The sequence below is a fragment of the Psychrobacter sp. 2Y5 genome (assembly GCF_051847375.1).
Classification (GTDB): Bacteria; Pseudomonadota; Gammaproteobacteria; order Pseudomonadales; family Moraxellaceae; genus Psychrobacter.
In genome coordinates, this window is sequence record NZ_JBPYDA010000006.1 from 93,394 (window position 1) to 106,147 (window position 12,754).

The window sequence follows — 12,754 nt, forward strand, 5'->3', positions numbered from 1 at the left end:
ATCATGAGGTCATGCCCTAGCAAAGTGCGCCAATCAAGTTATAATAAAGGCTTTAGTATTCACTACAGTCCATTATTTATAGCTAGTTATAATCATTAGCGATGGCTTGAATAATGATTCGCGCACAGTGGCATGATAGCGACATATAAATCCTTATGAGAATGAAGTAACCATAACATTCAGTAAATTTTTTACTGTTTATAGATGATGTAATATTAAGTAGAGGTAGCAGGATATGACGATACTAAGGCAGCAAAACTCACGACTTTTGGCAAGCATAGCAGCAAGCTCATTGCAGTCAAAGCGAGTGCTTCTCCCTACTCTAATCATGAGCGCCTTAGTTATGAGCGCTTGTCAAACAGCGCCGTCTACAACTGCTAGCAATAGAGGGTCGGTAACTACTATTAATCAAACGACCGCTGTTACTAACGCTAAGCAGCCTACAACTAGCCACACCAACGATGGCTATCCTATTGAGCCTTATATTCCGTCCAGCCGAGCCCCTACTACTTATGAAAGTAATGACAATCGCCAAAACCCCTTAACTCAGTCAAGCTCAGCTCCTACTCAGCCCATACCAACGCTCCCTGATGATAACGTTTTAGTCATGCCGCTACCGGACGTAATGATTGAAGAGCCACCCGTTTATGACGCTAATACGCCTTCTCAATCGCCAACATTACCCTCACATAGCGATTTATTAGAGCGCGCCCGTCAAAACTCTCAGCAGTCAAGTCGGCAAGCTACCAATAATAAAAGCGATTTACCCGCTTTCCAAAACCTGATGCAAGTCGGTACCGCGCAGCTGCAATCCGGCAATCTAACCGCAGCAGAAAGTAGCTTTACTCGTGCTCAGCGTTTAGCGCCAAGATCCTCAGCGGTGTACTTCTATTTATCTCAAGTCGCTCTAAAAAAGAATCAACCCCGTAAAGCAGAAGCGATGGCTCGCCGCGGCCTTACTGTCTCACAAGATGCTAGTCGTCGCCGCTCTTTATGGCAGCTCATTCTCAGATCTGGACAAGCACAGAATAATACTCGAGTGATTCGTGAAGCGCAGCAAGCGCTTCGCTAGCACTAAAGCTTAGCAGCGAGTCCTCATGCGATCGCATTCAATTCTATCATTATTTTTAAACTCACTTTTATTAAGGCATTTATATGGCATGGCAACAACTGCATCTACAGTGTATAAAAACTAACGTTGATTTGGCTGAAGCGTTGTTATTAGAATCGGGCGCGCTGTCCATTATGTTGGACGATGCAGGCGATCAACCTTTATTTGAGCCGCTACCAGGCGAGTCGCCATTGTGGGATGAGGTGGTATTGACCGGTATCTTTGATGCCGCAAGCGCGCAAGGTAACAAACAAGCTCTCGAGCAGTTAAGCCATGATATCGCTGCACAAGTAAATGCTAGCCGCACTTGGCTTAGCGCTGTGGATGACAAGGACTGGGAGCGCGAATGGATGACGCATTATCAGCCTATTGAATGCGCCAATAACCTTTGGATTGTACCTGAATGGCTGACACCGCCAAATCCTGAGGCGACCAATATTATTATGGACCCAGGCTTAGCTTTTGGTACGGGCTACCATGCGACCACGCGCTTATGTCTAGACTGGCTAACAGCAGAGCCTTTACAAGATAAAGTCGTCATTGATTATGGCTGCGGCTCTGGTATTTTAGGGATAGCCGCTTTATTATTGGGCGCGCGTCAAGTTTATGCTGTAGATATCGATCCACAAGCGGTATTAGCTACTAAGCAAAACGCTGAGCGTAATAAAGTTGATGAGCGTCTATTGGCTTTCTTACCAGAAGAGTTCAACGATTATTGTGCTAATAATGAGGTAATACCGGTAGATATGATAGTTGCTAACATCTTAGCAAAACCGCTTATTGGGTTGGCTCCTTATTTTGCAACGCTTATCGCTGAAAAAGGTAGGCTGGTTTTAGCAGGTCTCATTGAGTCGCAGACTGAGCAAGTCACTGATGCTTATCAGCCGTATTTTGCTCTCGACCCTAAACATGCTTTTACCACGCAAGAAGATCATCACTGGCAACGACTCTCAGGAACATTTACAGGCTAGCAACATTTAATTACATCTGTTACGATATTAGTAGTAACTGCTTATCGCCAATTGTGGCTTAGTAGAATTAACGAACATCGTTTTCGGACTTGATAACATGACTACGTGTATCAGAACTCAGTGTCCTAGTTGTGAGATGTATTTTGATCTGAATGCCGAATTGCCAGAGCTTTTACACAAGCCGAGTACGCAGATGCGCTGTGCTCATTGTCAGCATAGTTTTTTGGTGAATGAACATCTAATTGTTTCTGCTCATGATGACTCATTAGCTGGCGCAGCCAAACTAGAAAACAGTACTCTTTCGGATAATAATTGGCTCGAAGAGCTGCTCAGCAAGCATAGCAGTAGCTCTATCGGTAACCTTAATCGTGATAAAAAGCCTGGTCATACTCAAGCGCAAGCTTTTGATAATAGCGCTTCTGAATCGACTATTGAGTCAACAGCTCTCTCAACTAAGCCGCAGCTGTTGTCCTCTAACAAAGCTGACCGGACTTTGAGCGATGATTATCTATATCAACGCTCAAGACAGCGTAACTTAGCCCAAAACGAAGAGCTGCGCTTGAATCCATACGATGATGGGCCACAATCAGTGGCGATGTTATTGTGGAGCGCTGGTTGTTTAGTATTAATCCTATCTTTATTTGCACAATATATTATTTTTAATTTAAATACTTTGATCAAAAACCCAGACCATGCTGCCCGTTTAGAGGCTGTCTGTGTAATAGCAGCGTGTCGCTTACCCTCTGCTGACCTAGATGCTTTTGCGATCTCAGATCTCACATTTAGAGCAAGCAAGATCAAAGCGGCCAACGCTTTTAGCGATGTTCAAGCTACGCTATCGAATCAAAGTGCGCAGACGCAGCTGGTGCCTAGTCTTAAGGTTAGTATTTATGGTAGCGAGGCGTTAGTTGGTGAGTTCATTGCTATGCCAAACGATTACTTGATGGCTCATCAAAGCCAGTTATCTGCCAATTACAGCCAATCTTTTATGCTTACTATCCCTCTGAATCCCCAGCAAATTGATAGGATTATTATTGAACCTATTTACTGATCATCTGCCTAATATTGAGGACATCACCTTATGACACCATCTGTGCAGGCCTCTGCTAATCATTTTGCCCAAAGCGTTGATTATGTAAGCTCAGAGAGCTCCGAGCCTTTACGTCATCATGTTGAGCGTGTGGTTCGTGAGTACTTTTTAGCTCTAGGCGATGAGTTACCGACTGATTTGTATGAGCTCATCCTAAAAGAAGTTGAGCTGCCACTATTAAAAGTAGTCCTCGAAAAGACTCGCGGTAATCAAACGAAGTGCGCGCAAATATTAGGGTTGAATCGTGGAACCTTACGAAAAAAGCTAAAATGCTACGATTTGATGTAACCCTTTGGACCTATAAGGGCTAAAGCGTCGCATATTTTAACGAATTATTTTGAGCAAAAAAAACAAATTTTTGTACCTACTAGCCAAATGTTTTATCATAGCGACCTTTTTGCTATTGCCTTAATCACTAATCGTTATGACAGTAGTAACTATATAAGCAACTACATATTTTATAATGCTTATCACGACTTACTCATGGCAATCATTGAGCCAATTAGTTCCTGGCTTGTTTTGCTTATATCCCCTCGCCTGAACCTATAAGGTATAAATTGCTAGCAACCCATGCTTGCGGTTTAATGCCTTCTATTCTCAGGATTTTTATGGAATGATTTTATGATGACAAAACCACTAGCTCTCCTCTCCGTATCAGATAAAGCAGGAATTGTAGCATTCGCTCAAGGCCTAATCGAATCCGGTTTTGGCTTATTATCTACCGGCGGCACTTTTCGCTTACTGCAAGAGAATAATGTCGAAGTCACAGAAGTCTCTGACTATACTGGCTTTGCTGAGATGATGGATGGCCGCGTCAAGACTCTACATCCCAAGATTCATGGCGGTATTTTAGGCCGCCGAGGTACTGACGACGCGATTATGAGTGAGCATGCTATCGAGCGCATCGATATGGTCGTTGTCAATCTATATCCGTTTGCTGAGACGATTGCACAAGCTAACGTGACTATGACTGAGGCTATTGAAAATATTGATATCGGTGGCCCTACTATGGTTCGTGCCGCAGCAAAAAATCATGCTGACGTCGGTATCGTAACTGACCCTAGTGATTATGAGCGTGTTTTGTCTGCTCTAAATAAAGGTACGACTCTCACCTCAGCATTACGCTACGATTTGGCCGTAAAAGCTTTTGAACATACCGCTCAATACGATGGCATGATTGCAAACTTCTTAGGCAGCCGCGTCAATGAAACGCAGCAGCCAGAAGCTTTTTCTCGCACACTTAATCTACAATTCGATAAGACGCAGGATTTGCGCTACGGTGAAAACCCGCATCAGCAAGCGGCGTTCTATGTCGAAAATGCCACTTTAAACGACAAAGAGGCTTCTATTGCGACCGCTAAACAGCTGCAAGGTAAGGCGTTATCTTATAACAATATCGCCGACACTGACGCCGCTCTTGAGTGCGTCAAAGCCTTTACCGCCCCCGCTTGCGTTATCGTCAAACATGCTAATCCTTGCGGTGTTGCCGTTGATCTCGATCAAGTCACTGCTTATCGCACGGCCTTTAGCACCGATCCTGAATCCTCTTTTGGCGGTATCATCGCTTTTAATACTAAGCTTAGCGTAGCGGCGGCAAAAGACATCATCGATAACCAGTTTGTTGAAGTGATTATTGCGCCAAGTATTGAAGATGGCGTGCTAGAAGTAACTGCAGCGAAGAAAAACGTTCGAGTATTGGTTTGCGGCGAGCTGCCAGTATCAACTAAGCGCCAAGGCAAACTCGACTATAAGCGCGTTAACGGTGGCTTACTAGTACAAGAACAAGACTTAGATATTATCACAGCTAACGACTTGCAAATCGTCACTGACGTACAGCCGACAGAGGCTCAAATTGCGGACTTATTATTTACTTGGACTGTCGCCAAATACGTCAAATCAAACGCTATCGTTTACGGTAAAAACAAGCGTACTATCGGCGTAGGCGCAGGGCAGATGAGCCGTGTCAACTCAGCTCGTATCGCTGCTATCAAAGCCGAGCATGCAGGTCTTGCTACTGAAGGCGCGGTAATGGCCTCAGACGCCTTCTTCCCTTTCCGTGATGGTATCGATAATGCTGCTGAAGTAGGTATTGCTGCTATTATCCAGCCCGGTGGCTCTATGCGTGATGACGAGACTATCGCTGCGGCTAACGAGCATGGCATAGCGATGGTATTCACCGGTATGCGTCATTTCCGTCATTAATAAGCTTGATTAATTGTTAAGCACTAAAAAGCCACCGTATCGACGGTGGCTTTTTTATGATTATTCTTCTATTTAGCGAACTTGAGCGTTAGCCATATTCGCCTCATTGATCTCAACATTATAGACTAAGCGTAAGTAGTCTAAGTAATCTTGCAACTGATCCTGACCTAAATTATCACGGATAATAGCAGCGGTTTGTGATTTTTCTGCTGCCGATAACTGTGATTCGCCCTGAGTTTCTATATGATCACCCACTAATACTGACGCACCCTCTTCCGTAGTACTCGCTATGGCAACTACCCCATTCATAGGCGCTTGCTTACTAAACGCAAGGCCGCGCTCTTTATCAGATAATAAAGGTGTCTGACGAGTAATTTCACCTAACGCTTGAAAAGTCACGTTTTGCTTGGCGATATCATCGACAGTATCAATAGCGGCGGCTGTCTTTTTGGCATCAGCTAGAGCCAGAGCACTGGCTTTTTGTTTGAGCAAGGTCTGAGTGATGATCGGCTTGGCAGCGGCTAAGCTCAAAGTCTCAGTAGGACGATAGTTACTCGGCTGCGCCCAGACCATACCATTACCGACTTCAATACCAGTCGTCACCGCTTGATCTTGAATCGTAAATTCATCAAAGGCTTGCTTGATAACTGCCGGCTGCGCTAGTACTGAAGTGTTATTTTGTTTACGGTAGTCTTTGATGCGTTTAAGCGTCACATTTTCTTGTTGAGCGATATCCTCAATACTAAAGCCATCTGCTGCTAGATCATTAATCGCAGTGACTTTATCCGCATAAATAGTCTGACGCTTGTACTCTTTGGCTTTGGCAGTCAGCTCTTCACGCATACTCTCCATAGTAGGCACATCGCCGCCATTGTCTGCAGTGACCTTGAAGATTTGGTAACCAAAGCTCGTATTAACGGCTGGACTAACTTCTCCTACTTCTAATCCTTCAAGCGCGTCTTCAACCTTAGCCGCATCATTGCCAAATACCGAAGGGTTAAAACGGCCGATAGCGCCGCCACTAGTGCCAGTAGGATCATCAGAATACTGTTTGGCAAGCGTAGAAAAATCAGCGCCTTGCTTAAGCTCAGCGAGCACTTTATCGGCGCGCGCTTTGGCATCATCACCACTCAAAAGGATCTGGCTAATCATGCGCTCATCAACCACACCAAGCTGCTGCTTATAGCTTTCATACTGCTGCTCTAACTCTTCTGAAGTTACTTGATTGACTTCGATGTTCGCCGGTATCAGCTGAATATAAGCAAGATCGACCATAGCGTCGCTTTTTAGCTTGTTTTTATTGGCATTATAATAAGTCTCTACATCCGCTTGCGTGACTTTTACTTGCTGTTGATAGTCCTGCCAATTGAAGCGATGAAGCCAAACCTTACGGGTTTCAAGTTGCAAGTCGATCAGCTGATTGACAGCGCGCATCGGATAAATAGCCGTTCCTACGATACTGGCATTAAGCTGATCTAGACTCAACTGATTGCGAAACTCTGCAAATAGCTGATCTTTGGTCATCCCGCGCTGACGCAAAAAGTTCGAAAATTGATCGTTTGAGAAGTTACCCTCTGCGTCTTTAAATATCTCTTCTTGCAACAATAAGCGATTGATTGTGTCATCAGATACGGTCATACCCAGCTTACCAGCTTGCTGCTCAAGTAGTGTGCGATCAATCAGACCCTTTAAGACTTGCTCATGTAGCACGTCTTCATTTATCAAACTGGCATCATCGACTTGATCCAACAGCTCAGCACGTCGACTGTTCACCGCAGACTGGTACTCGCTAAGTCCAACGCTAGCCTCTCCTACCTGAGCGATTTGGTTGGGATCAACACTCCCGCCAAAATAGCTCTCAACACCCAACAGCGCTAATGGCGCTAGGCATAAAATCAATAAAATGCGACCGGGCCAAGTTTTCAAAAAATCGCGCAATTTATCCATAATTATTTCTGCTTTATTAAACCGTGTTGGGAGAACCATTATAATAGTATCAGTCTTAATAAGATCGATAATGGTCAGAATCAATAATATACAATACTTGTCAATATATAAGTATTAAGGCAAAACATATCAATGCTAAAGAGAAGAGAATGACTGCTATTTCAGCGATTGAGCAAGCTAGACCTGCGCGCCTATGATACGTGATTTTTGCAATAGACTCAAAATATTCGTCTCGCCTTTCATAGCTTTTTTACCCATAAAAAAAGCACCTCAATTAAAGATGCTTTTTTTGTGCTATTTGCAGTGTTATCTCAATATAGTTAGAGTCATAAATATTAGCTCAATGAACATAAAAAGACGGTACTAACTAATAACACTGACACTGCTTAGAGTATGGCTTAGTTTAAGCGCTCTTTTAGGTTTTTACCGGCTTTAAAGCTAGGTACTTTACTAGCTGGGATAGCCAATTCTTCACCAGTCTTAGGGTTACGGCCAGTGCGTGCCTTGCGATCTTTAACACTAAAAGTACCAAAGCCTACTAGTGAGATGCTCTCGCCAGCTTCTAGTGCTTCACCAACGCTTTCCATAACAGCGTTCAATGCATCACCAGCTTGAGTCTTATTTAGACCGCTTTTGTCTGCAATGCTATCAATTAATTCTGACTTATTCATAAAATTTCCTTCAAGTTTAAGGGCTGTAATAAACGTTAACCATAGCTATTGTATCGCTCTGATGGTGCTTAAGCAATAACGATAACTATAGGCTTACGTGTTTGTGGGTTACGCTTTATTAAAGTCTTTATATCAAGGCAGCATAGGGAGCGCAAGCGATTTTACATTTTTTTGTGTACGCTACAACGCATTCGACACTTAACGTTACGTAAAATACCAGTAACTTTCTTGCCCCTATTTTTATCGGTGTTACTTTTTATCTCTAATCAGCTCGTCTAACTCATTATTTTAATTGCTAATTCTGTGAATGATTTATTTTCTAGACCCAATGACATTGCTAGCAGAGCAACAATTCGGTTACTGACACCAGATAACATTATTTTTATGATAAGTTTGTCAGTATGGGAGCAACAGCATAGCTGCAGCAATCCTAAACTGGCTAATCTAAACGGACTAAGCAGCTAAATTAAAAACGCTAGGACACATATTAATTTTGACAATCCGCGTTTTTACGCTACTCTTAGCAAGAATTTGCATTATTATTGCTTTGCTCACTATTTCGTTACTCCCGATAATTCACCCCATAACTATGGATAATTGACATGAAGCGTTCTACATTGTCTCATTCTCTGCTCAATATCATTTTGGTTTTTATTGAATCAGCAATGACGTTATTATTACGCTTAGATCCTGAGCTACGTAAAGCAGCATACCCTTTGGCTAAACAAAATACGTTAGTGTGTTTGCGCTTGTACTTACCTCATGTCGAGGTGTTTGCCACTTTCAGCTATAAAGGGGTGCTATTAGATGCAAGCATGCCGGCAGATCGTAGTGAGCCTGATGTCATTATCAATGCTTATAGTATTCAAGTGATTAATGCGCTAACCACTCATGATGTCGAGACTACTGAAAAGCTGCAAGTACGCGGGGAAGTGGTTCAAGTACAACTGGTTAAACAGTTTATTATGCAAATGGGTTTAGGCGGCATCATTCAAGGACTCATCAAAAAAATAAAAGGTAGTGGAAAAACCAAACCTAGTGATGCTGAAAAGCAGGAAAAAACCGATAATTACAAAGCGCGCATCGCTGAACAGCAAACGCAAATTAATACACTCACCATAAAGAACCGTGAGCTTGAAACTACTCTTAAAGAGTTGCAGAGTAAACAAAAGCTTCTAACAATTATTACTGTTGTAGCGGCAGTCATTGCTCTAATCGCTGTTATTGCTTTTTTTGTAAATTAATAATAAACGGCTATATTTTAAGCATATAACTGTAAGCGATAAATACTAGTCCTTCATCTTAAAGATACATAGTAGTAGTGCTTGCTCTACTATTATGTATCTTATCATTATTTACTTCCTCTTGAGCATTACTATACCAAGCAGCTTGATTCAAAAGCTCCTCTTTTCCCCCTTTCTCGTGATTAGTGACCATCCCTGCTATTCTCAATATAGAAGTAACAGTAGTATATTGATTTTGTTGGCATTCTCATCAATTAATATTATTAATCGTTACCTTAAATTTAATTAATGCTTCAACAACACTTTAATCTTGACTAAATTACTCAGGATTAAGTATAATACTTCTATCGCGACATTTATTGGATTAACCATCTGTTGTGAGATAGCCATAGCGTATGACTTACTGACCATTAGTTTGTTGTTCATCAGCGACTAACTCGTTGGTTTCAAGCTATTCGTTGGGGCAATAGGTTTAAGACATAACCAGTCCAATACTGGAATGTTAAAAGCAGCACTTTACCTACTTAAGCTTACTACTAATCAGTTTGGAGATCTTTCATGCGTTTAACTACCCGAGGCAGATATGCCGTCACTGCACTGCTAGATTTGGCACTGCAGACCAGTCAACAAGATAGTGCAGTATCTTTATCTGACATCGCTAAGCGACAATCAATATCGATCTCCTATCTTGAGCAGCTGTTCTCTAAGTTACGTAAACGAGGATTGGTCACTAGTATTCGCGGTGCTGCTGGAGGTTACTATTTATCAAAGCCTCTAAACGAGATTGATGTCATGAGCATCATCTCAGCCGTAGATGAATCCGTTAATGCTATGCAATGCGAAGGGCGAGGCGACTGCCAAGGCGGCACTATGTGTCTGACTCATGATTTATGGTGCGCTTTGTCAAATCATATTGAGCAGTACTTGAAAAATATAACTTTAGCACAACTATTAGATATGGAAAATGTGCAATCGATTTCAGAGCGTCAGCACAGCTCCTCTAAAGAGATTTCATTAAAAGACATCAATACCATTACTTTATCGACTAGCGAGGCAAACCCAGCATGAGCCAACATAATAATTTAATATACTTAGACTACGCCGCTACTACCCCTGTTGCTCAGCCCGTTGCTGCAAAAATGAGCGAATATCTAACGGTAGATGGTATCTTTGGCAACCCAGCTTCACGCTCGCATGGTTACGGTTGGCAAGCAGAGGAAGCCGTGGAAACAGCGCGCGGACAAGTTGCAGAAGTGATCAACGCTGATCCGCGTGAGATTGTCTTTACCTCAGGCGCAACCGAATCTGATAACTTAGCCATTAAAGGCGCGGCTCATTTCTATCATTCGCGTGGTAAGCACATTATCACGAGTAAAATTGAGCACAAAGCGGTACTAGATACTTGCCGTGAGCTTGAACAAGAAGGCTTTGAAATTACTTATCTTGAGCCGCAAAAAGGTACAGGGCTGATACTACCAGAGCAAGTTAAAGAAGCGTTACGTGAGGACACTATTTTAGTCTCACTAATGGCGGTCAATAATGAGCTTGGCACGATTACTGACATCACCGCTATCGGTGAAATCACTCGCGAAGCAGGCGTTATCTTCCATGTTGATGCCGCTCAAGCCATAGGCAAAATAAAAGTCGATGTCGAGACGACCAAAGTTGACTTAATGAGTTTTTCAGGTCATAAAGCTTATGGCCCTAAAGGTATCGGCGCTTTATTTGTTCGCCGTAAACCACGTGTACGGCTAAAAGCTGAGCAACACGGTGGTGGCCACGAGCGCGGTATGCGTTCAGGTACTCTGCCAACGCATCAGATTGTTGGTTTAGGCGCGGCCTTTAGCTTAGCTGAAGAAAAGCGCGAAGAAGATCATGCGCACGTTGCCAAGCTGCGTCAGAAGTTATGGGATGGCTTGCAAGATATTGAAGAGATCTATTTGAACGGTGATCTTGAACACAGTGTTCCTAATATCGTTAATATTAGCTTCAATTTTGTTGAAGGGGAATCTTTAATGATGTCGCTAAAAGATTTAGCGGTCTCTTCAGGTTCTGCTTGTACTTCAGCAACGCTTGAACCTTCTTACGTATTGCGCGCTATTGGCCGCTCTGATGAATTAGCGCATAGCTCTATTCGTTTCAGCTTTGGCCGCTATACTACTGAAGAAGATATCGATACAGTACTCTCGCAAATGCATAGCGCCGTTGATAAATTACGTGCTCTATCGCCACTTTGGGATATGTATCAAGACGGCGTAGACTTAGACTCAGTTGAATGGGCTGAGCACTAAGATAGCCGCAAGTTCAAGTACGATGAATATTAAGCACAATAAGTAAATAAAAATACAGATTATTAATACGTTTGACCCCAATTACAGATGAGTCATCGAAGCAGTAACACTAGAATGCTTCATAACTCATCGTCTAACCAGGAGAAAACCCATGGCTTATAGTGACCAAGTTATTGATCATTACGAAAACCCTCGCAATGTCGGCAACCTTGATAAAAATGCCGAAAATGTTGGTACCGGTATGGTTGGTGCTCCAGCCTGTGGTGACGTTATGCGCTTACAGATTCAGGTTGGCGATAACGGTATCATTGAAGATGCCCGTTTTAAAACTTATGGTTGCGGCTCCGCTATTGCTTCAAGCTCGCTGGTAACTGAGTGGCTAAAAGGCAAAAGCTTAGATCAAGCGAGTGAGATAAAAAACAATGATATCGCTCAAGAGCTAGCTCTGCCACCCGTCAAAGTGCATTGCTCAGTATTAGCAGAAGATGCTATTAAAGCAGCGATTAGTGACTATAAAGGTAAGCATGGCACCAGCGATGTACAAGAAGAAGTCGCGCACTAAGCTGCTTAGTTCAAGGCATACTATCTTTATAATGAGTCTATAGAGCGCTTAGCTCTCTAGACTTTGGAGGTGACAATAAAGCTTATGCCATTGTCACCTTTATTTTATACCTTACTGATGAGTTTACTTATCATAATATCGATTATTAACAGTAGCAGTTATTGATAAACAATAGGAGTTGGCATGATTGAAATGACAGAACGCGCCGCTCAGCATGTTCGAGAGTTTTTAGACAATCGCGGCACAGGTGAAGGTATCCGTGTCGGTATTCGTACTGCAGGGTGCTCAGGTTTGGCCTATGTTTTGGAGTTTGTAGATACTCCCGACGATAACGATACGCGTTATGATAGTCGCGGTGTTAGTATTTTCATCGATCCAAAAAGCTTGGTCTATCTCGATGGTCTGTTGATGGACTACGAAAAAGAAGGGTTGAATGAGGGCTTTAAGTTCACTAACCCTAATCAAAAAGGCGAATGTGGCTGCGGTGAATCATTTACCGTATGATGGTTTAGCTTGTTTGCTAGAGTGTACAAGCACAGTCCTACAGTTGAATAAACTTAAAATGATTCGCTTTTTTTTTGAGTAATAGTGTGACTAATACTTGACTCTTGATTGAAAAACCGGCGGGTTATAGTAGCTCGTCTTTTAATAGCAACTAATTCTAA

At 42.7% G+C, this 12,754-nt stretch carries 12 protein-coding genes; 10 read left to right on the plus strand and 2 right to left on the minus strand.

What is annotated here, in order from left to right:
• Positions 1-235 precede the first annotated feature (235 nt).
• The 5 genes from ACS8E3_RS07940 (at position 236) to purH (ending at position 5,374) form a co-directional block, all read left to right on the plus strand.
• The gene (locus tag ACS8E3_RS07940; protein WP_439242992.1) at positions 236-1,072 is read left to right on the plus strand and encodes a tetratricopeptide repeat protein; all 837 of its coding nucleotides are present in this window, start codon (positions 236-238) and stop codon (positions 1,070-1,072) included.
• 83 nt (positions 1,073-1,155) lie between these two features.
• Positions 1,156-2,082, plus strand: a complete 927-nt coding sequence (prmA, locus tag ACS8E3_RS07945; protein ID WP_439242994.1) for a 50S ribosomal protein L11 methyltransferase — start codon at positions 1,156-1,158, stop codon at positions 2,080-2,082.
• 97 nt (positions 2,083-2,179) lie between these two features.
• On the plus strand, positions 2,180-3,133 hold the full coding sequence (locus ACS8E3_RS07950; protein ID WP_439242996.1) for a zinc-ribbon and DUF3426 domain-containing protein: 954 nt from the start codon (positions 2,180-2,182) through the stop codon (positions 3,131-3,133).
• 30 nt (positions 3,134-3,163) lie between these two features.
• Positions 3,164-3,460, plus strand: coding sequence for a DNA-binding transcriptional regulator Fis (gene fis, locus ACS8E3_RS07955; RefSeq protein WP_439242998.1), 297 nt, complete (start codon positions 3,164-3,166; stop codon positions 3,458-3,460).
• Positions 3,461-3,796: 336 nt separating this feature from the next.
• The gene (gene purH / locus ACS8E3_RS07960; RefSeq protein ID WP_439243175.1) at positions 3,797-5,374 is read left to right on the plus strand and encodes a bifunctional phosphoribosylaminoimidazolecarboxamide formyltransferase/IMP cyclohydrolase; all 1,578 of its coding nucleotides are present in this window, start codon (positions 3,797-3,799) and stop codon (positions 5,372-5,374) included.
• A gap of 72 nt (positions 5,375-5,446) precedes the next feature.
• Here the strand turns inward: purH and ACS8E3_RS07965 are convergent, their stop codons facing one another.
• A complete protein-coding gene (locus ACS8E3_RS07965) occupies positions 5,447-7,321 on the minus strand; it encodes a SurA N-terminal domain-containing protein (protein WP_439243000.1) in 1,875 nt (624 codons plus the stop codon).
• A gap of 398 nt (positions 7,322-7,719) precedes the next feature.
• Positions 7,720-7,992, minus strand: coding sequence for an HU family DNA-binding protein (locus ACS8E3_RS07970; protein ID WP_025647025.1), 273 nt, complete (start codon positions 7,990-7,992; stop codon positions 7,720-7,722).
• A gap of 602 nt (positions 7,993-8,594) precedes the next feature.
• Between ACS8E3_RS07970 and ACS8E3_RS07975 the strand changes: the two genes are divergently transcribed.
• The 5 genes from ACS8E3_RS07975 (at position 8,595) to iscA (ending at position 12,593) form a co-directional block, all read left to right on the plus strand.
• A complete protein-coding gene (locus ACS8E3_RS07975; protein WP_439243002.1) occupies positions 8,595-9,236 on the plus strand; it encodes a hypothetical protein in 642 nt (213 codons plus the stop codon).
• Between the two features lie 558 nt (positions 9,237-9,794).
• Positions 9,795-10,304 (plus strand): Rrf2 family transcriptional regulator, encoded by a 510-nt coding sequence (locus ACS8E3_RS07980; protein ID WP_439243004.1) that lies wholly within the window; start codon positions 9,795-9,797, stop codon positions 10,302-10,304.
• Complete coding sequence (locus tag ACS8E3_RS07985) at positions 10,301-11,527, plus strand: IscS subfamily cysteine desulfurase (protein ID WP_439243006.1); 1,227 nt, start codon at positions 10,301-10,303, stop codon at positions 11,525-11,527. Before ACS8E3_RS07980 ends, ACS8E3_RS07985 begins: the two co-directional genes overlap by 4 nt.
• 151 nt (positions 11,528-11,678) lie before the next feature.
• Positions 11,679-12,089, plus strand: a complete 411-nt coding sequence (iscU, locus tag ACS8E3_RS07990) for a Fe-S cluster assembly scaffold IscU (RefSeq protein ID WP_439243008.1) — start codon at positions 11,679-11,681, stop codon at positions 12,087-12,089.
• A gap of 183 nt (positions 12,090-12,272) precedes the next feature.
• Complete coding sequence (gene iscA / locus ACS8E3_RS07995; protein WP_439243010.1) at positions 12,273-12,593, plus strand: iron-sulfur cluster assembly protein IscA; 321 nt, start codon at positions 12,273-12,275, stop codon at positions 12,591-12,593.
• The last annotated feature ends 161 nt before the right edge of the window (positions 12,594-12,754 follow it).